The organism is Brevibacterium renqingii (genome assembly GCF_017808105.1).
Lineage (GTDB): Bacteria > Actinomycetota > Actinomycetes > Actinomycetales > Brevibacteriaceae > Brevibacterium > Brevibacterium renqingii.
Genome location: NZ_JADBHF010000002.1, coordinates 153960 through 173617, shown reverse-complemented (window position 1 = coordinate 173617; position 19658 = coordinate 153960). Strand labels below are relative to the sequence as shown.

Here is a 19658-nt window from a genome sequence, read left to right as displayed (position 1 = left end):
ATGAGAAGGGTCCGTCTCCCACTGGCGGGAAACGGACCCTTCGTCATTCGATGCGCCGGGTGGTGAGCTTCTCTCACCCGCTCGGCAGACGGTTTCAGTGACGCGGCGGCTGGTTCGGGTCGACCGGACCGGCTTCGCTGGCGGGACCTTCGGCCGGTCCGCCGGCGGTGGCGGTCTGGTTGCGCAGGATCTCGCGGATGTCGCCGAGCAGATCCTCGGTGGTCGGAGGAACCTCTTCCTCGGGAGCTCCGCGCTTGCGCAGCTCGTTGAGCTTGTTCATCGGGACGATGATGATGAAGTACACGATGGCGGCGACGATGAGGAAGTTGATGGCCGCGGTGATGACCGCACCGATATCAAGAGTTGCCTCTGGCACGCCTTCCTTGAGCGGGATGGTCAGAGCCGGACCCTCGGCGCCGCCGACGGCGGCGATGAGCGGGTTGATGATCTTGTCAGAGAATGCGGTGACGATGGCGGTGAAAGCGCCGCCGATGATGACCGCCGTTGCGAGTTCGACGACATTCCCCTGGAGAATGAAATCCCTGAAACCCTTAAGCATTAGAGAAACCCTTTCGGTGTGATTCTTCACTGAAATGCTATTGAGAATTGCTCAATTACGTTCCAATGGTACACAGGACTAACACGCAGTCAGCAGATTTTCACTGCGAGTCTCAACACGCTTCTGTCGGCGCATTCAGCCTGAATGGGAAAGGCTTTGGGTCGGTCGTGCGGCGTCTGCGCTGATGAAAACCATGCATCCGGGGGCCTCCAGACCCAGATCCGGGTGCCGACCGCGGGGCTCAGCGGGGCAGAATTGCGAAGCTGATCGGCAGGCCGGCGAATTCCGCGACGCGACCTGCGTCCTCGGCAGAGAGGATCACAGATACAAGTTGACCTGATTCTGCGGCTATTCCCTCTGGCTTGTCGACGAGGCGGGCGATCGTCACCTTTTCGACGACGACTTCCGAACCTCCGTCGGGCAGTGAGGAGAACAGGCGAATCCTCTGCCCCGGCTGCAGGAGCGCGGCAGAGGCGTCATCGGCAAGGCGTATCGGCATGAGCAGATCCCGGCTGCCCTCCGGCAGGGCCTGCTGGTCGAGCACGATCGACTCGGTCAGGGGAGAGCCTTCCGACAGGCCGGCCGAGATGTGCCGACCCTCCACCTCGGCGATGGAAGAGAACGCCTTGTCGGGGACGAGATCAGGTGGGAAGTCCGTGAGAGCGAGGTCACCGGCGTCCAGCTCGGAGCCGGGCGCCAGGTCCGTTTTCGCGACGACGACCGCAGTTCCCGCTTCGTTCGGGGTGAGCGCCCAGACGACCAATGCGCAGGCGCAGGCGAGACAGAGCGCTGCGATTATGCGCTGCGGTCGGATGCGAGAGGTCCGCACCCAATTCGAGGATGTGCGTCGGACGCGCTGGAGGATGCCCATGCAACGAGCCTGAGACGGTCGTGCCGCATGGGCAAGAACACGAACTCAGCCTGTGGACGGACAAGAGCCGTCCACAGGCGAGCGACGTTCAAGTGGCGAGCGAGCTCAGCTCGCTGCCGGAGTGCTCGCCGGTGAAGATTCCGAGGAGCTCGAAGACGCTGAACTCGAATCCGAGGTCGAACTCGTCGAGTCCTTCGCTGACGAGGAGCCGGAGTTCGACGAGCTGACCGTGTTCGCATTGGACGAGCGTGAGTCGGTGGCGTAGAAGCCCGAGCCCTTGAAGCTGATGCCCACTGTGCCGAAGACCTTCTTCAGGCGACCCTGGCATTCGGGGCAGATGGTGAGTGAATCGTCGCTGAAGTCCTGATGAATATCAAAGGCATGACCACAGCTTTTGCAGGCGTAGGAGTAGACGGGCATTCGAGACCTTTCTTCGACGTCAAGATTATAGTGCACGTCGAGCCGTCGCATGCGCATCGGTCCCGGATATGCACAGGGTTATCCACATATCAACACGCTCGAGTGGACTCTGATTCCCGAGGAATGCCGCCGGAGGCGGGGGAGGGAATCACGTGGGGTGCCAGGGCGGTCGAAGACGAGTCAGCTGTCGTCGAATGTGTGGAGGCCGCGCTCGGTGACAGCCGCCGGGATGCGCAGGTCCCAGTCCTCGGCGACCAGACCGGGCAGCTCGAGTTCCTCGGGGAAGCAGACGCCGAGCACACGGGGTCCCTTCGCCAGCGGTGCCGCTCCAAGCGGGCCGAAGGTCCGATCGTAGAAGCCGCCGCCGTTGCCCAAGCGCGCACCGCCGGTGCCGAAGCCGAGGGCGGGGACGAATACGAGGTCGAGACCGACCTCTGATGAGAGCAGCTGTGCGGGCGTGAGCAGGCCCCCACCCTCTTGCGGTTCCCGGATGCCCCACCTGCCCTGCGGCTCCAGACCCGCCATCGCCCCCGTGACCCGACCGAAGAGCAGAGGCGCGCCGACATCAGTCACCACTGGCAGATAGACGATTCCTCCGGTCGCGAGGAAACGGTCGAGGGCAGGGTCGAGGTTCGGCTCCCCGGGAAGAGCCGCATACCCGAGCAGAGATCGCACCGGTTTCGCCCGAATGACGTCCCATGCGGATGCGGCGACTCCCACAGAAGAGCGGGGGCGGCTGGCGCGAGCGGAACGGATGCGGGACCGCAGCTGCGCCTTCGAAGATCGTGGTTCCACGACATTCAGAGTATCCGCCGGCAGCGGATTAGTTAAGATGACTTCATGAGTGATGAAGCGCAGCGCACCGTTCGCAAGGCCGTGATCCCCGTCGCCGGTCTCGGAACTCGGTTCCTCCCCGCGACCAAGGCGACCCCCAAAGAGATGCTCCCCGTCGTCGACAAGCCGGCGATCCAGTACGTCGTCGAGGAGGCCGTCGATGCGGGACTCGAGGACATCCTCATGATCACGGGCCGGAACAAGCGGCCGCTCGAAGACCACTTCGACCGCGTCGACGGCCTCGAGGCCGCCCTGGCGAAGAAGGGCGACGATGAGAAGCTCGCCGCCGTCCGCCACCCCTCGGAGCTCGCCGATATCCACTATGTGCGTCAGGGAGATCCCAAAGGCCTCGGGCACGCCGTGCTCAAAGGCCGACAGCACGTCGGCGACGAACCCTTCGCCGTGCTCCTCGGCGATGACCTCATCGACGAGCGCAGCCCGATCCTGCCGAAGATGATCGAGGTCGCGGAGCAGACCGGCGGCAGCGTCGTCGCCCTCATGGAGGTTCCGCCCGAAGCGATCCACCTCTACGGCTGCGCCGCCGTCGAGACGACTGAGGACGACGAGGTCGTCAAGATCACCGGTCTGGTCGAAAAGCCCGCCCAGGAGGAGGCTCCGTCGAACCTCGCGATCATCGGCCGCTACGTGCTGTCTCCGGAGATCTTCGATGTCCTCGAGACCACCGGTCCCGGACGCGGCAACGAAATCCAGCTCACCGACGCCCTGCAGGAGCTCGCCGGCGGGTCGGACGGGCACGGTGTCTTCGGCGTCGTGTTCAAGGGCGCCCGCTACGACACCGGCGACAAGCTCGACTACCTCAAGGCCGTCATGCAGATCGCCTGCGCCCGTGAGGACCTCGGCAAGGACCTCAAGAAGTGGCTCAAGGACTTCGTACCCACACTCGACTGACCGAGACCTCCGGGACGACCGAGACAGCGGGGCCGAGCGAGACATCGACCGTGGAACCTGAGAGCGAGGGCAGCCGTGTGTGGCCCGTCATCCTGACCGATCGGCAGTCCGATATCGTGCTGCGCCCGCTGCGACGCCGTGACGAACCGCAGTGGCGGGAGGTCCGCCGCTTCAACCGTGACTGGCTGCGGCCGTGGGACGCGACGCTGCCCGCCCCCGGCCAGGAGCTGCCGGGCTTCCGCAGCATGGTGCGGATGCAGGACAGGCAGGCCAAACGCGGGCAGAGCGTACCCTTCGCCATCGAAGTCGACGGCGCTTTCCGCGGCCAGATCACTGTCTCGGGTCTGAGCTGGGGGTCGATCCTGTCCGGTCAGATCGGCTATTGGATCGATTCGCGTGTGGCAGGTCGCGGCATCACTCCCATCGCTGTGGCGATGGCCGTCGACCACTGCTTCTTCACGCTCGGACTCCATCGCATCGAGATCAACATCCGCCCGGAGAACACCGCCAGCCTGCGCGTGGTCGCCAAGCTCGGCCTGCGCGACGAAGGACTGCGGGTCAGGTACATGCACATCGACGGCCAGTGGTGCGACCACCGCACCTTCGCCGTGCTCGCCGAAGAGGTCCCGCACGGTCTGCTCGCCGCCTACCGGCACGGGCAGGCCGGGGAAGCGGTTCGCTGACTCGGCCCCTGGTGAGAAGCTTGCCGCAGCACCGGACGCGGGTCGCGCGGCAACGTCCGACATGCACCTGGGAATTGCGTGAACTTCGAGCCGGTTCGACCGACACACCTTGCGCCTTCACGTCTTCGTCGAGGCGCGCAACTTAGGGTGGCAGTGTGGACACCAGCATCATCGTCGTCATCGCCATCGTCGTGGTCTTCGCCGTTGCTGTGCCCGCAATGATTCGGAAGTCCGCGACGGAACTCTCGCGCGCCGAAATCGACTCGGTCCCCGACAACGCGGCCGTCGTTGCCGCTGAGGCGCAGAACCCCGGACACGACCATTCGGAGCGCACTCAGGTCTTCCACGACAAGCCCCGGAAAGCGCCGTCGGTTCCGACCCCGGAACATGCCCCGGCCGCCGAAGCACCGGCCCTGAGGCTCTCGGTCGTGACCCCCGAATTCGCTGTCATCGACGGCAGCGCCGACACGACCGACACCGTCGCCGAGGCTGAGCCCTGCTCCCAGCTCGACAGCATGCCCGTGGCGGTCGGAGAGACCCACGCGGCTTTCGTGTCCGACCACGCGGCCGCCGACCACGCAGCGACCGGGCACGGTCTCGTCGGTGGTCGGAACACGGGCGGCAACGTCCGGATGCTCCACCCCGCCGTCCACGCCGTATTCAACGACAGCAGCCGCTCGACCGGACAGCCGGGCAGGCAGAGCGGGCCTGCCCAGATGGACTCTGCGCATGCGCGCCGCGCCGGCGGCGGTGATCCGCAAGCGACGATCCGCCCCGCCGCACGAGGTGGGTCCCCACGGACCGGAGAGCCTCGCACGGACCGGGGCGGTCGCCTCGGCGAGGGTGCTCGGCCGAGGCGAGCAGACGATCCACAGATTTCCAATCCGACCATCGGAGCCGATGAGGAACATGCGATGACTGAGCAAGCAACGTCCCTGCAGGACTCCCTGAAGTCGCTGGCCACGATGGTCCGGGGATTCGCCCTGGTATTCCTGGCCTCGGTGCTCGGCATTCTCGTCACGAGCGTGCTCGCACTGTTCTCGGTCGTCCACATCGCTCTGGCCGGAGTCTTCCTTGGCCTCGGCGTCGTCTCCCTCCTCATCGTGCGCACCCTCAACCTGCGCAGGCGCGAGATCAGGAAGCGTCTGCGCGGGCTCGAGCGGACATCGACGACGAAGCCCCAAGCGAAACCGCGGACCGCTCCCGCTGCGGAACCGGCCGCGCCTGTCACGCAGCGGCCCGCTCCCGCGCAGAAGCCCACCGCCGGAGTGCAGGAGCAGCGCAGCGTCGCGACCTCCGCGAACCGGACCTCGGCACGCACGCACACCGCCCGGACCGCGCCGCCGACGTCGAGCGGAACCGCCGCGCGGATCGCGGCCGCAGCTCATGGGGCGAACGGATCGACGAAGGCCGCACAGGCCCGCGCCGCGATGCAGCGCAGCACCGAGGCGAAGAAGGTCCGCGAAGAGGCCGACACCGGCGAGATCCCGCTCGTGCGCATCCGCAAGGAAGCCACAGAGGGCCACACCACCCGCCAGGTGCTGCTCACCGGTCCGATCCCCGTCGTCGAGGAGGACACATCCGCCGAGGCGTTCGCTGAGTCAGGGAGCGACACCGCTGACCGGTCCGGCGAGAAGACGCGGTCCGGCGAGAAGACGCGGTCCGCGGAGCAGGCACCGGTTTCGGAGAAAGCGGCGAGCGAGTCCATGGAAACCGCACAGGAGGAGCCGACGGAGACCGGATCGGCTCCGGTCTCACTCGGGTCCGACCTCGTCGGCGACGAGTCGGGCGCGGCAGAGACCGCGGCGAACGAATCGGACGGCGAGGCCCGTGCGGCACTCGATGCGGCGGCGCCGAAGGTCGACGACCCGTTCATGCAGCGCTTGAAGTCACGCGACGGCTGGTCGCCGACGCCGTTGCCGGTTCCCAGCTACGTCGACGCCCCCGAAGCTGAGCACCCGGTGCCCTCGGCCTCGGCCGCCGATGCGAGCTCCTATGAGACCGAGGCACGCAGCCGCGAGGACATCGCCGCCCAGTTCGCCGCTGAGCTCGGCTACCGTCCCGAGCTCAGCGACTCAGCCCGTGAGGAAGGCCCGCTCGAGCACGGTCGGAAGGCGATCAGGACGACGAAGGCCGCCGATCTCGGCGCCGTCAACGACGTCCTCGCTCGCCGTCGCGCCTGAGGGGGCACGACGCACCGTCAGTGCCTGAACACCCCGGTCCCCCGCGGTGTTCTGCTGCTCCTACGTCGTTTCGGCGCCGGCGGTGCGGGATGCCGACGACGAACGGCCCCGGCCCGGACTCTGCAGAGACCGGGCCGGGGCCGTCGGACGTACCTTATGAACGCGGCGTCGCCACGTACTTGATCTCGAGGAACTCCTCGATCCCGACGCTTCCGCCCTCACGGCCGAGGCCCGACATCTTCACGCCGCCGAAGGGCGCGGCCGGATTCGAGACCAGACCGGTGTTGAGGCCGACCATGCCCGCTTCGAGTCTCTCGGCCAGACCGAGCGCACGCTCGAGGTTCTCGCTGAACAGGTAGCTGGCGAGTCCGTACTCGGTCTCATTGGCCAGGGCGATCGCCTCGTCGTCGGTGTCGAAGGTGACGATCGGTGCGACCGGCCCGAAGATCTCGGTGGTGCGGATCTCGCAGTCGGCGGGCACATCGGTGATGACGGTCGGATCGAAGAAGAAGCCCTTGCCCTCGATCTTCTGGCCGCCCGTGAGCACCTTCGCGCCCTTGGCCACGGCATCGTCGACGAGGGTGGCCACCTTGTCCAAGGAGTCCTGATCGACGAGAGGGCCGACCTCGGTGCCCTCGTCGAGGCCGTTGCCGACCTTCATCGAACCGAGCTTCTCGGCCAGTCTGGTTGAGAACTCCTCGGCCACGGAGGAGTGGACGAACAGACGGTTGGCCGCGGTGCAGGCCTCGCCGCCGTTGCGCATCTTCGCCAGCACGGCACCGGTGACGGCCTTGTCGAGGTCGGCGTCCTCGCAGACGACGAACGGGGCGTTGCCGCCGAGTTCCATCGACGTCTTCATGACATTGTCGGCGGCCTGCTTGAGCAGGTTGATGCCGACCTCGGTCGAGCCGGTGAAGGTGACCTTGCGGGCGATACCCGACTCCATCCACGGGGTGACCACGCGGCGGGCCGAATCGGAGGTGACGATGTTGAGCACACCTGCGGGCAGACCCGCCTCGTTGAGGACGTCGACGAGCATGAGCGAGGTCAGCGGGGTCAGCTTCGCGGGCTTGAACACCATGGTGCAGCCGGCGGCGATGGCCGGACCGATCTTGCGCGTGCCCATGGCCAGCGGGAAGTTCCACGGGGTGACGAGGATGCAGGGGCCGACCGGCTCGCGGGAGATCATGAGGCGATTGTTCCCGTCGGTCGATTGCATGAAGTCGCCGCCGACCCGCACGGCCTCCTCGGAGAACCAGCGGAAGAATTCGGCGCCGTAGGTGACTTCGCCCTTGGATTCGGCGAAGGGCTTGCCCATCTCTGCGGTCATCACGGCGGCGATGTCGTCGGAGCGTTCGATGAGCAGTTCGAAGGCGCGACGCAGGATCTCGGCGCGTTCGCGGGGTGCGGTGGCGGCCCAATCCGCCTGCGCGTCGCCGGCGGCCTTGATGGCGGCCTCGGCATCGGCGGCGGAACCGTCGGCCACGGTGGTGATGACGTCACCGGTGGCGGGGTTGTGCACGTCGATGGTCTTGCCGCCTTCGGCCTCGCGCCATTGGCCATCGATGAACAGTCCGGTGTTGAGTTTGTCGATGATCGGCGTGATGTCCATGGCTGCTTCTCCTCGGTTGTCGGTCAGGAACGGCCGCCTCGTGGACGTCTTCGGACCTCGGAGCGCAGCCGTGACCAGTCTAGTGTCGTGCTCGGAATCGTGCTCTGCGAATTTCGTTGCCCGAGATCGACGTTCGACTGCTGGGCCCGGACAACCGGGAACCGGAGCGTCCCGGCGCCGCGGCTGTCAGCTGTCGAAACAGGTCCCCGCTGCGCAGACGAACTCGGGAAAGCCAGAGTCCGCGTGCGGCAGAGGTCAGGCGGCGTACTCGTCGAATTCCGTGTTCTTCTGCAGGAAGCTCATGACATAGGAGCAGGTCGTCCGGAACTTCAGTCCCGCCTCGATGCTGGTCTCGAGCGCGAAGCGCACGAGGTGACCGGCGAGCCCACGTCCGCCGTAATCCGGCGAGACCTCGGTGTGGGTGAAGGTGCGGACGGGGGAGTCGGCGGTCTCGTCGGCGCTCGGCTCGCGGTCGATGTAGTCGACGAGTCCGATGACCTTGCCCTCGTGGGAGACGGTGAAGCGCTTGTTCGCCGCATCCTCGGCGAAGGTGAAGGTCTCTCCTGAGATCTCGAGTTCCATGGTGATTCCTTTCGACGGTGGCGCCTCTGCGGTGCTCCGCGGCCGTGCCGACGAGTCGGCACTTCTGTCAGCCGGACGAGTCGGCTGTCCTGTCATCTGACACTATAGGTTCGTCACCGGTGAACCGACTACCCTGGTGGGGCACACAGCATCGGACGGAGGACCCCTCCCAGCCGGTGCCCACACCGAATGTTCATGAAGGAGTCGGTCCCATGTCCTCACCCACCCCGGTCACCACGGTCGATGCGCACGAGCTGATCCTGCGCGAAACCGGGTACGAGGTCGCCGAGCTCACCTCCGCCGACATCGCCGACTATGTCGCGCTGGTGTCCTCGGCCTACCGCGGAGAGGGGTCGAAGCAGGGGTGGACGACCGAAGCGGACCTCCTCGGCGGCCAGCGTCTCGATGTGCAGATGGCCGAGGACATGCTCGCCGAGGCGGATTCCGTCATCCTGCTCGCCCGGGACGCCGAAGGCCGGGCCGTGGCCAGCGTCTACCTGCGCGAGCCGACAGACGGTGAGGCCTACCTCGGGGTGCTCGCGGTCTCCCCGCTCGGCCAGGGGCAGGGTGTGGGCTCGGCGCTCATCAACCTCGCCGAGGCCTGGGCGGCCGAACGCTGGGGTGCACACTCGATGCGGATGAGCGTGATCGGCAAACGCGCCGAACTCATCGCCTATTACGAACGTCGCGGCTACGAACGCACCGGAGAGATCGAACCCTTCCCCTACGGTGACGAGCGCTTCGGGGTGCCGAAGTCCGACGATCTCGAATTCGTGCTGCTGCTCAAGTCGCTGAGCTGAGGGGACAGCAGCTGAGTTAAGGGGCGGGAGGCTCGGACAGCCGCTGAGCTGAGGGGCGGGAGGCTCGGGCAGCAGCCTCGCCGGACCCTGGCCACTGTTCAGATGTAGGAGACGTGGTGTTCGACCAGCGGCACACGCAGTGGCGTGACCGGTTCGCAGGTCGCCCCCGAACGACTCAGAACATCATCGCGGGCACGACGAGTCCGCCGACGAGGACGACCGGGCCGATGATGACCATCGACATGCCGAACTTCACGAGGATGCGGGTCAGACGCGGCTTGTCCTCGACCGGGGCGGTGGCGACGACGGTGGCGCCGAGCGTGGAGAACGGGGAGACGTCGACGACGGCCGAGCACACGCCCAGCGCCGCGATGAGCGCCCATCCGGGGACGCCGCCGGCCGCGATGAGAGGCAGCGCCAAGGGAACCAGCGCCGCGAGGATGCCCGTGGTGGAGGCGAATGCGGACACCAGGCCGCCGACGACGCAGAGGACGAATGCGGCCAGGAGCGGCGACCCGATCGCCTCGGCGCCTTCCCCGAGAAGGTCGACCGCGCCCATGTTCTGGAGCACGCCGACGAAGGTGATGATGCCGCCGACGAGGAGGACGGTCGACCAGTCGATCTTCGGCAGCGCGGCCTTGCCGGTCCTGGGATCGATGAGCGAGAGGATCGCGCCGAACATGAAGCACAGCAGGCCGATGTCCGGTTCCTTGCCGATCGCGGCCAGCACGACCACAGAGCCGATCAGACCGACCATCAAGACGACCGTGAGGATCTGCACGAAAGTGAAGGGGGAGGAGTCAGCGGCCTCTGAGGTGCTCGAGGAGTCGAAGAGCGCTTCGTCCTCGTCGTCTTCGCCGAAGGCCACGCTCGTCGCCGAGGCCGACCCCCGTGAGATCGTCGCCCGTCCACCGGATGCGTGCCCACCGGCAGCGTGCTCACCTGTCGCCGAGGCGCTTCGCTGCGCACCGGTGTCGGACGGGACCGCGGACTTCGAGAACAAGGAGCGTCCGTACATGAAGTACGCGACGGTGAGCATGACGAGGTAGACGACGACGGCGATGCCGAAAAGCAGGAACGGCGAGAGGTCGATGCCGGCGCCGCGGGCGGTGGAGTAGGTGACGATGCCGTAGAGGCTGGTCGGGGCGAAGCCGCCGGCACCGATCGCGAAGCAGATCGCCAGACCCATGAGCGCATAGTCGACTTCGTACTTGCGGGCGACCTGCATGCCCACCGGCATCATGACCAAACCTGCCAGAGGGGCGCCCATGGCGGCGATGGCCCCGGTGATGAGGAAGAACACCAGGGGCAGGAGCACGGCCGAGGACCCGACGCGTTCGAGGGCCCAGTCGATGATCTTGTCGACGGTGCCGTTCTCCTGCGCGATGGCGAAGAAATAGGTGACTCCGGCCAGCAGGATCATGATGTCGAGGGGGAACTCCGCGACGATGTCCTCGACGGCCATATCGGTGAGCAGCAGCCCGGTGCCGGCCGCGCCGACGAGCATGAGCACGCCGATCTGCACCCCGCGGACCGCGCCGATGGCGAACAGGGCGATGAAGATGAGCAGGGCGATGATCTGAGTGAGCATGATGTCCTTGGAAAGGCTGAGGCAGAGCTGAGCGTCGCTGGGGGTCCGCTGAGAGACACTATCAGCGTTCCCTGCCGGGACAGGGGCGTCGGCACCGTGTGGCCGGAAAATTCCCGATTACCGGAAAATCGCAGGACCGCCGAGGTGGGGCCGTCTCAGCCGAGCACGTTTCCGCTCGTGGTCGCCGGAGTCCGCAGACGGGAGAACGCGCCGAGGTCGAGCTGCCCGCCCGTGCGCTCGAGCGGGACCTGCACCGGATCGGCATCGTGGTCATGCCCGCCTTCGACGGCATCGATGAGGCTGCCCATGATCTCGCCGACCAGCGGGGCGTTCTTGAACTGATTGCCACTCGTGCCCACCGCCTGGTAGAAGCCGGCGGCTTCGGACCTGTCGTAGATCGGGGTCCAGTCGGCGGCGACGTCATAGACTCCGACGACGCCACGCGCCCGGTTCGGGACGGAGATGTCGTTGAAGCGCTTCGCGGCCCGCAGCGCCTGGGTCTCGAACTGTGCGGAGCGCACGGTCATCGAGACGCTGTCGGGGTCGGCGATCCACTCGAGTTCGTCGCAGTCGGGCTCCGTTCCGCCGATGAGCAGCTTCCCGCCCACCTCGGCGCGCATATAGGTGCCGATCCCCGCATCGAGCAGGGCCGGGATCGAGGAGCCGTCGGAGCGGGTGACCGTCGATTCGGCCGGCAGGGTGTGAACCTCCTGACGCAGAGGCGTCAACGAGACCCCGTGGTCCGAGCCGACCCCGGCCAGAGCATTGAGTCCGGCCGACCATGGTCCGGCGGCGTTGACGACGACCTCTGCGGTCAGCGTCCGCCCGTCGGCGAGGCCGACCACCCACCGGCCGGCCCCGGTCGCGGCCCCCTGGCTGAGCCCGGTCACCTCGGCGCCGTAGACGAACTCGGCACCATGGCGCCGGGCGGCAGCGGCGAAGTTCTCCGTGGCCAGCACCGGGTCGGAGATGTACCCGCCATCGGGCGTGAAGAGCGCGGTCGCGCGTTCGCTCGTCTCGGCGAGGAAAGCCGGGTCCTCGGGACGCACGGGCGGATAGTGGTTCGCCGTGTCGATGCCGGGCAGTTCGCGTTCGAGATCGGCGGCGGTCCAATCGGCGAAGGGGATGCCGAGGGCGGTGAAATCGTTACGGATCGTCGGCGGAAGCAGGCCCGGGATGTCGAGGACGGCCATGCCCGTGCGGACGAAATCGGCGACGGGTTCGGAGCCGGCGGCACCGACATAGCTGCGCAGATCGGTCCAGACGTGTTTGGACTCCCAGGCCAGAGCCATCGAGTCGCGCAGCGAATAGGTGAACCGCACGATCGCGCTGGTCGCAGCCGTCGAGCCCTGCGCCGGTCCCGACTTCTTGTCGAGCACCGTGACCGCATAGCCTCGCTTGGCCAGGGAGAAGGCGATGGAGGCGCCCATGACGCCGCTGCCGATGACGACTGCTCTTACTGCCATGACCTGTCCCTCCGCTGCCGGTCGTGGTCTCATCGTAGCGAGCCCGCGGTGCTCGAGGCGGACGGTCCCAGCACGTGAACGCGGTCCCACCGTTCAGCGGTGGGGCCGCGCTGCGGATCAGGGCGAAGGCTCTCAGGTCAGCAGGAGTGCTCCTCCGAGTCCGATGAGAGCGACGATGACTGTCACCGAGGCGGCCAGACCGATCGGTCCGGCACCGAGGTTCTTCAGCGACCGCCACTGGACACCGCGGCCGAGGGCGAACATCGCCATCGCCAGACACACCGTCTGGATCCAGCTCAGTCCGGTGATCGCGGACTCCGGCAGCAGGCCGAAGGTGCGCAGAGCGGCCATGACGAGGAAGCCGATGACGAAGAGCGGGACGATCGGAGGACGTGCGGCCTTCTGCGGCTTCTTCTCGGTCCTCGTCGACACCGTCCCCGAGGAGGCACCGTCGTCCGTCGGCGAACCGGCTGCGGCCTCGGTGGTGGCCTCGGATCCGGCCCCCGCCTCGGCGGTGGTCGACTGCGCAGTCGTCAGCGCCTTCTCCTCGCTGCGCCGCACCGCATAGCTGAACACGGCGACGGTGGGAGCGAGCATGATGACGCGGGCGAGCTTGACGAGGACGGCGATCTCGAGGGCCGCGGGACCGATGATGCCGCCGATGGCGACGACCTGGGCCACCTCGTGGGTGGAGGCACCGCCCCACATGCCCGCGGTCTCCGGGGCCAGGCCGAACGCCGTGGACAGGGCGGGGATGATCGCGATCATCAGTGTGCCGAAGAGGACGACGAGGCCGATCGCCGCGGCCACGTCCTCCTTCTTCGACTTCAGGGTCGATTCGACTCCCGCGACGGCGGCCGCACCGCAGATGCCGAAGCCGCAGCCGATGAGCACAGCGAGGTCCTTGTCGACCTTGAAGGGGCGGGCCAGGCCGAGTCCGGAGACGATACCGACTGCGACGATGACCGCAGCGAGGACGAGGACGAGCCAGCCGAGGTCGAGGATGTCGCCGAGCACCACCTGCGCACCGAGGGCGACGATGCCGAGCCGCAGGAGCGGTTTCGCCGCGAAGTTGAGACCGGGGGAGAACGTCTCGGGCAGATTGGGCACGAGATTGCCGAGCAGGATGCCGAGCACGATGGCGACGAGGAGTGGGGAGAGGACGGGCTGGAGCATGGAGATGGGCCAGGCGATGGCGGTGGCCGCGGCGGCGACTGCCAGCCCGGGCAGCAGAGAGACGATTCGATTCATGACTTCAGTCTGACAAAGCAGCAAGCAGCGCAGTAGACGGCAATTCCTTCTCAACCCATATCGATCTGATATGTCATGATTGTCATATGCACGACCTCGGGGATATGAAGAGTTGGCCCGAGCTCCAGGCTCTGGGACTGCTGGTGGCGCTCAGCGGCAACGCCCGCTCGATCGGCCAGGCCTCGGCCAAGCTCGATCTCGCGCAGCCGAACGCTTCGCGCAGCCTGCGCAACCTCGAACGCGATCTCAAGGTGCCGCTGCTGCGGCGCTCGCCGCGGGGAACCGAACTCACCGTGGAGGGGCAGGCCGTCGCCGAATGGGCCTCGAAGGTCGTCGAAGCCTATGGCACGCTCAACGCCGGCGTCAGGGCGATCCAGGAAGCCCGAGCCGGAACCGTCAAGGTCAGCGCCTCGCTGACGGTGGCCGAATACCTCATGCCCCACCACCTCACGACCTTCCGGGCCGCCCATCCGGAGATCGGCATCGGACTGTCCGTGGAGAACTCCGCGACCGTCATCGACCGGGTGCGACGGCAGAGCTGCGATCTCGGGCTCATCGAGTCCGTCTCCCCGCCGGCCGACCTCAATACTGCGGTCGTCGGCCGTGACCGTCTCATGATCGCCTGTGCCCCGAACTTCGCCGCAGCGTGGACGAAGCCGATCGGCGCCACGGCGCTGGCGGAGGTCCCGCTGCTGGTCAGGGAGCTCGGCTCGGGCACGAGGGAGGCCATCGACTCCGCGCTCTCCGCGGTCGGCGGGGTGCGCGTGGCCGGCGAGTACGGATCGAACTCGGCGCTGCGGATCGCCGCGGCCACGGCCGTCGCTCCCGTGGTGCTGTCCGAACTGGCGTTGCGCGACGACTTCCGCGCGGGCCGCCTGCTGCCGCTTCCGGTCGCCGACGACGTCGACCTCTCGCGCGAACTCCACGCCGTATGGCCGCCGACGAGGAGGCAGTCCGCCGGCGCGCGTCTGCTCCTCGAGCACATGATCAGCAGCCTCGGCTGAGCGCGGGGGCGATCGCACCTCTATATTGGGCACATGACATCGCCTGAGCCCGCAGCAGCTGCCCGTCCTGATCTCGCCCCGGACACCATCGTCGTCGAAACCGGTCGTCCGGATCGTGCCGACGGCGCTTCGGTGAACCCGCCGATCGACCTGTCCTCGACTTTCATCAGCTCCGGTGACATCGAGTCCTCTCCCTATGCCTATGCTCGCTTCGACACCCCGGCCTGGACGCCCTTCGAGGAGGCGCTGGCACAGCTCGAACACGCGGCGCTTCCCGGCCTCGTCTTCGGCTCCGGGCTGGCGGCGATCTCGGCGGTCATCGGCCTCGTGCCCGCCGGCGGCACGCTCATCATTCCCACGCACAGCTACCAGGGGGCACTGGCCTCTGCGGCGCAGATCGCCGACCGGCAGGGCTTCGCTCTCAACACCGTCGACATCGCCGACACCGAGGCGGTCATCGCCGCCCTCGATAAGGCGGCTGCGAAGGGGGCGCCCGCCTCGGCGGGGGAAGGCGAGCCCGGGGCCGCCTCGGCGCCTGCTGGGGACGCGGCGCCTGCTGGGGATGCGGCGGATGCGGGGGTCGGCGGTTCCGGTGAGGGGCCGGGGATGCTGTGGATCGAATCGCCGACGAACCCGATGCTCGAAGTCGCCGATGTGCCGGAGCTGATCGCGGCGGCCAAGGAGCGCGGCTTCCGCGTCTGCGTCGACAACACCTTCGCCACACCGCTGCTGCAGACCCCGCTCGACCTCGGCGCCGATATCGTCGTCCATTCGGTGACGAAGTATCTGGCCGGGCACTCCGACGTCGTCCTCGGCGCGGCACTGACAAGCAGCGATGATCTGCGTGAACGGCTGCACACCGAACGGTCGATGCGCGGAGCGATCGCCGGGCCGTTCGAAGTCTGGCTGGCGCTGCGCGGTCTGCGCACCCTGGCCGTGCGCCTCGACCGCGCTCAGGCCAATGCCCAGGCCATCGCCGAACGCCTCGCCGCCCATCCTGCCGTCGTCGAGACCCGCTATCCGGGCCTGCCGAACGATCCCGGCCATGCTCGTGCGAAGGCGCAGATGAACGGGTTCGGCGCGATCATCGCCTTCACCGTCGACACCGCCGAGAAGGCCACCGCCATCGCCGAGGCGGTCCGACTGTGGACTCCGGCGACCTCCCTGGGCGGGGTGGAATCGCTCATCGAGCGCAGGCGGCGCCACCCCTCGGAACCCGAGTCGGTGCCCGAAGGGCTGCTCCGGCTGAGCGTCGGGATCGAGAACCTCGACGACCTGTGGACCGACCTCGCGGCGGCTTTGGGCTGATGGGCCGGATGCCCGACTACGTCCTCGACCGCCCCGTCGAGGACGACGTCGACGAGTTCTTCGCCATCGACTCCGACCCGCGTGTGTGGACGCACCTGCCGAGCGGACGCATGACGGAGAGGGAAGAGGCCGAGGCGATCCTCGTCAAGCTCCAATCCCAGTGGGAGCTCGACGGGCTCGGACCGTGGATGGTCAGACAGGCCGTCGGCGGAGAGCTCGTCGGCCACTGCGGGTGCTCGCTGCGCGGGGTGTCCGGGCCCGGGGCGTCCCACAGCGAACCCGGGGCGTTCTGGAACCTCGGCTACCGCTTCCGCCCCGAAGCGCAGGGGAACGGCCTGGCAACGGCGGTCTCCCGCGATGCCATCGATGCGGCCGGAACCGTCGATGCCGACCTGCCGGTCGTGGCCTATCTGCTCGAGCACAACATCGCCTCGGCGGTGGTCGCCCGCAAACTCGGCCTCGAGATCGTCCACCGGGCTCCGGACGCCGGCAATCCCGACGCGGCGGCCGTGCGCCTGGTCTTCGCCGATCGCGAACTCACTGCCGCCCAGCTGGACGCGACCCTGCGCTGAAGCTGCACCACGCATCGTCTCCTGCGGGTGGATCCATCACGATTTGCGGCCGAATATCGCGGTGGATCCACCCACAGAAGACATCCATGCGCCTCGCGGTGCGGGCTTGTGCTCCGCCGCTCCGTACTTCAGCGCCCCATGCGTCAGCGGCGAGTGCCCTGGCACAGCGGACTCGTGGCTCTGAGTGCCACGGGCTCGTGGCTCTGATCACCGCGGATATGTGACGCGGATCAACTTAACGTACGTTAAAGTGAAGCCCGTGGAAGCTCAGCGAAGCACGAGCGCCACGGAAGCAGCCTCGCAGACGTACGAAGGAGTCGCATTGTCCACCAGTGTTCTCACCGAGGTCAGTGGCGATGTCACGACCATCACCATCAACCGGCCCAAGAGCCTCAACGCGCTCAACCAGGCGACGTTCCAGGCCATCGGCGATGCCGTCGCCGAGGCGGCCGCGAACTCCCGCGCACTCATCCTCACCGGCAGCGACCGGGCGTTCAGCTCCGGTGCCGACCTGCGCGGTGAAGCCGGATCGAAGGAGAACATCGAACTCGACCGCGCGAACGCGATCATCCGCTCGATCACCGAAGCGCCGATCCCAGTGATCGCCGCAGTCTCCGGACCGGCCGCCGGGATCGGCTGCTCCCTGGCGCTGGCCTGCGACTACGTGGTGATGAGTGAGGACTCCTATCTCATGCTGCCCTTCACCAAGATCGGGCTCATGCCGGACGGCGGTGCCACGGCACTCGTCGCCGCCTCGGCGGGTCGTCATCGGGCCATGCGGATGGCGCTGACGGCGGAGAAGCTTCAGTCCGCCGACGCTCTCGACTGGGGACTGGCCAGCGAGGTCGTCCCCTCCGGTGAGCACCTCAGCCGTGCCGCTGAGCTCGCCGCCGCCTTCGCTCAGGGCGCGCCCCAGGCGTTGGCCGCGTCGAAGCAGGCGATCAACCGATCGAGCCTGACGTCCCTCGATGACGCATTCGGCCGCGAGGAGACCGGGCAGACGGACCTGCGCGCGACCGAGGACTTCGCCGAGGGAGTCGCTGCCTTCGTCGGCAAACGTGCACCGGTCTTCACCGGGAAGTGACAGTGGAGCCGACGCAGGCAACCGGTGCCGTTGCTCCTTGATAACGTTCCGGCCCGATCTGCGCTCGGCGATCCCTTCGGGGATAGTCTGACGGTGACGATCGCCCACCGATCAATCGGCGATCACGGACACCCCCTGCCGCGACCACGGGGCCGAGGCAGGAACTGATCGCGAACAAAGGAGTCTCATGCTGACCGGAATCCCGTCCACCCTGGGCGACAGCTATCAGCTCAACACCACCACTCTCATCCGCCACGCGGCCACCGTCTTCGGCGAATCCGAGGTGGTCTACCGCCGCTCGGACGGCTCATGGGGCCGGTCGAACTACACCGAAGAGTTCAAGCGCATGGCGCAGCTGGCCCATGGTCTGGGCGAACTCGGCATCGGCGCGGGATCGATGGTCGGCGTCATCGACTGGAACTCCCGCCGCCACCTCGAGCTGTACTTCTCCGTCCCCGGCATCGCAGCGACCATGCTCCAGCTCAACCTGCGCCTGGCCCCGGAGGACCTCGCCTTCGTGGTCAGCCACTCGAAGTCCGACTGGATCTTCGTCGACGAATCGCTCCTGCACGTTGCCGAATCGCTGGCTCCGAAGCTCGACGTCAAGGGCTGGGTCGTCATGACGGACAAACCCGCCTCGGAGATCGAGACGAACCTGGACAATGTCGTCTTCTACGAGGACCTCATCGCCGACAAACCCGAGACCTACGACTGGCCGGTCATCGACGAGACGACCGCCGCCTACGCCGGATACACGACCGGAACCACCGGTCGTCCGAAAGGCGTCTACTACTCCCACCGGTCGATCTATCTGCACACCATGGGCGGACTGGCGGCTCTGCATGCGGACTTCGAAGACTGCGTCATGCCCATCACCCCGATGTTCCACGTTCTGTCCTGGGGCTTCCCGCAGAACGCCGTGGCCGCAGGTTCGAAGCTCGTGCTGCCGGGCAAGTTCGCCGCCGAGGAGTTCGGCGCCATCGCACAGGCCTTCATCGAGGAGAAGGTGACGCTGGCCAACGGCGCTCCTGCGATCTTCTCGCCGATGCTGGCCATGATGAAGAAGATGCCGCAGGCGCCCGACCTCAGCGGCGTCCGCCTCGTGTCCGGTTCGTCCGAGCCGCCGCTGTCGCTGATGCGCGGGTTCAAGGAGATCACCGGCGCCGAGGTCATCCACGGTTACGGTGCCACCGAGACCACGCCGCTGGCGACGACGAACTGGAAGCTCAAGCCCGGCATGGACCTCAGCGAGGAAGAGGGCTGGGACCTCAAGCGCAGCCAGGGCCTGCCGATCATCGGCGTGGAGATGAAGATCGTCGACCCGGCGGGGGAGGAGCTGCCACGCGACGGCCAGTCCATGGGCGAGATCCTCATGCGCGGACCGTGGATCACCGAGTCCTACTACAAGCTGCCGGACAATGCCGAGAGGTTCCTCGACGGCTGGTGGCGCTCGGGCGACGTCGGCGTCATCGACGAGCACGGTTACCTGAAGATCACGGACCGGCTCAAGGACGTCATCAAATCCGGTGGCGAATGGATCTCGTCCATCGACATGGAGAACGGGATCCTCGACAACCCGAACGTCAAGGAGGCCGCTGTCATCGGCGTTCCCGACGAGAAGTGGGACGAGCGGCCGATCGCTTACGTCGTGGCAAATGACGGCGCCGAGGTGACCCGTGAGGACATCATCGCCACCCTCGGTGAGCGCTTCGCGAAGTGGCAGATGCCCGATGAGGTCAACGTCGTCGATGAGCTGCCGCGCACCTCGGTGGGCAAGCTCGACAAGAAGCTCCTGCGCAAGAACTGGGACGAGAGGTGAGCTGAGCGGGGCATTGCTTTAGACAACGGCGGAGCGCCGAGACCACGGTGTGTGCACAGGGGTCTCGGCGCTCCGCCGTTGTCTCGGTGAAAGAAGTTCCCCGCAGAGGA

Annotated in this window: 18 protein-coding genes and 1 pseudogene; 10 read left to right on the top strand and 9 right to left on the bottom strand. The window is 67.1% G+C overall.

Features of this window, described 5'->3' with window-relative positions; all coding sequences use genetic code 11:
- Nucleotides 1-94: 94 nt before the first annotated feature.
- Nucleotides 95-559 (bottom strand): large conductance mechanosensitive channel protein MscL, encoded by a 465-nt coding sequence (gene mscL, locus IHE57_RS03320; protein ID WP_209370789.1) that lies wholly within the window; start codon nucleotides 557-559, stop codon nucleotides 95-97.
- Nucleotides 560-800: 241 nt separating this feature from the next.
- Complete coding sequence (locus tag IHE57_RS03315) at nucleotides 801-1430, bottom strand: SAF domain-containing protein (protein ID WP_209370787.1); 630 nt, start codon at nucleotides 1428-1430, stop codon at nucleotides 801-803.
- Between the two features lie 121 nt (nucleotides 1431-1551).
- Here IHE57_RS03315 and IHE57_RS16650 point away from each other — a divergent pair, with 121 nt between their 5' ends.
- Nucleotides 1552-1695 carry a hypothetical protein gene (locus IHE57_RS16650; protein WP_366933846.1) on the top strand — a complete coding sequence of 48 codons (144 nt, stop codon included), beginning with the start codon at nucleotides 1552-1554 and terminating at the stop codon, nucleotides 1693-1695.
- A 14-nt stretch (nucleotides 1696-1709) separates the two neighbouring features.
- Here the strand turns inward: IHE57_RS16650 and IHE57_RS16645 are convergent.
- Nucleotides 1710-1850 (bottom strand): annotated as a pseudogene (locus tag IHE57_RS16645) (FmdB family zinc ribbon protein); the annotation flags it as partial.
- Nucleotides 1851-2030: 180 nt separating this feature from the next.
- Nucleotides 2031-2645, bottom strand: a complete 615-nt coding sequence (locus tag IHE57_RS03305; RefSeq protein ID WP_366933837.1) for a 5-formyltetrahydrofolate cyclo-ligase — start codon at nucleotides 2643-2645, stop codon at nucleotides 2031-2033.
- Between the two features lie 45 nt (nucleotides 2646-2690).
- On the opposite strand from IHE57_RS03305, the gene galU reads away from it, so the two are divergent.
- The 3 genes from galU to IHE57_RS03290 all read left to right on the top strand — a co-directional run bounded on the left by galU (nucleotide 2691) and on the right by IHE57_RS03290 (nucleotide 6459).
- Nucleotides 2691-3593 (top strand): UTP--glucose-1-phosphate uridylyltransferase GalU, encoded by a 903-nt coding sequence (gene galU, locus IHE57_RS03300; RefSeq protein WP_209370783.1) that lies wholly within the window; start codon nucleotides 2691-2693, stop codon nucleotides 3591-3593.
- A 50-nt stretch (nucleotides 3594-3643) separates the two neighbouring features.
- Nucleotides 3644-4276 (top strand): GNAT family N-acetyltransferase, encoded by a 633-nt coding sequence (locus tag IHE57_RS03295; RefSeq protein ID WP_366933836.1) that lies wholly within the window; start codon nucleotides 3644-3646, stop codon nucleotides 4274-4276.
- Between the two features lie 155 nt (nucleotides 4277-4431).
- Nucleotides 4432-6459: a TMEM165/GDT1 family protein gene (locus IHE57_RS03290; protein WP_209370781.1), complete on the top strand. Its 2028-nt coding sequence runs from the start codon at nucleotides 4432-4434 to the stop codon at nucleotides 6457-6459.
- 154 nt (nucleotides 6460-6613) lie between these two features.
- On the opposite strand, the gene IHE57_RS03285 is transcribed toward IHE57_RS03290, so the two are convergent.
- Nucleotides 6614-8071, bottom strand: a complete 1458-nt coding sequence (locus IHE57_RS03285; RefSeq protein ID WP_209370780.1) for an NAD-dependent succinate-semialdehyde dehydrogenase — start codon at nucleotides 8069-8071, stop codon at nucleotides 6614-6616.
- Nucleotides 8072-8326: 255 nt separating this feature from the next.
- On the bottom strand, nucleotides 8327-8653 hold the full coding sequence (locus tag IHE57_RS03280) for a GNAT family N-acetyltransferase (RefSeq protein WP_209370779.1): 327 nt from the start codon (nucleotides 8651-8653) through the stop codon (nucleotides 8327-8329).
- Between the two features lie 212 nt (nucleotides 8654-8865).
- Between IHE57_RS03280 and IHE57_RS03275 the strand changes: the two genes are divergently transcribed.
- Entirely contained in the window at nucleotides 8866-9453 is a 588-nt protein-coding gene (locus IHE57_RS03275; RefSeq protein WP_209370778.1) for a GNAT family N-acetyltransferase, read from the top strand.
- 175 nt (nucleotides 9454-9628) lie between these two features.
- On the opposite strand, the gene IHE57_RS03270 is transcribed toward IHE57_RS03275, so the two are convergent.
- The 3 genes from IHE57_RS03270 to IHE57_RS03260 all read right to left on the bottom strand — a co-directional run bounded on the left by IHE57_RS03270 (nucleotide 9629) and on the right by IHE57_RS03260 (nucleotide 13761).
- On the bottom strand, nucleotides 9629-11044 hold the full coding sequence (locus IHE57_RS03270) for an SLC13 family permease (RefSeq protein WP_209370777.1): 1416 nt from the start codon (nucleotides 11042-11044) through the stop codon (nucleotides 9629-9631).
- Between the two features lie 155 nt (nucleotides 11045-11199).
- On the bottom strand, nucleotides 11200-12510 hold the full coding sequence (locus tag IHE57_RS03265; protein WP_209370776.1) for an NAD(P)/FAD-dependent oxidoreductase: 1311 nt from the start codon (nucleotides 12508-12510) through the stop codon (nucleotides 11200-11202).
- A 132-nt stretch (nucleotides 12511-12642) separates the two neighbouring features.
- A complete protein-coding gene (locus tag IHE57_RS03260) occupies nucleotides 12643-13761 on the bottom strand; it encodes a YeiH family protein (protein ID WP_209370775.1) in 1119 nt (372 codons plus the stop codon).
- 104 nt (nucleotides 13762-13865) lie between these two features.
- Here IHE57_RS03260 and IHE57_RS03255 point away from each other — a divergent pair, with 104 nt between their 5' ends.
- The 5 genes from IHE57_RS03255 to IHE57_RS03235 all read left to right on the top strand — a co-directional run bounded on the left by IHE57_RS03255 (nucleotide 13866) and on the right by IHE57_RS03235 (nucleotide 19548).
- Nucleotides 13866-14765 carry a LysR substrate-binding domain-containing protein gene (locus IHE57_RS03255; protein WP_253719866.1) on the top strand — a complete coding sequence of 300 codons (900 nt, stop codon included), beginning with the start codon at nucleotides 13866-13868 and terminating at the stop codon, nucleotides 14763-14765.
- Between the two features lie 33 nt (nucleotides 14766-14798).
- On the top strand, nucleotides 14799-16073 hold the full coding sequence (locus tag IHE57_RS03250) for a trans-sulfuration enzyme family protein (protein WP_209370773.1): 1275 nt from the start codon (nucleotides 14799-14801) through the stop codon (nucleotides 16071-16073).
- A gap of 8 nt (nucleotides 16074-16081) precedes the next feature.
- Entirely contained in the window at nucleotides 16082-16645 is a 564-nt protein-coding gene (locus tag IHE57_RS03245) for a GNAT family N-acetyltransferase (RefSeq protein WP_253719865.1), read from the top strand.
- 322 nt (nucleotides 16646-16967) lie between these two features.
- Nucleotides 16968-17729, top strand: coding sequence for an enoyl-CoA hydratase (locus IHE57_RS03240; RefSeq protein ID WP_209370771.1), 762 nt, complete (start codon nucleotides 16968-16970; stop codon nucleotides 17727-17729).
- A gap of 187 nt (nucleotides 17730-17916) precedes the next feature.
- Complete coding sequence (locus tag IHE57_RS03235) at nucleotides 17917-19548, top strand: long-chain-fatty-acid--CoA ligase (protein ID WP_209370768.1); 1632 nt, start codon at nucleotides 17917-17919, stop codon at nucleotides 19546-19548.
- Nucleotides 19549-19658: the final 110 nt, after the last annotated feature.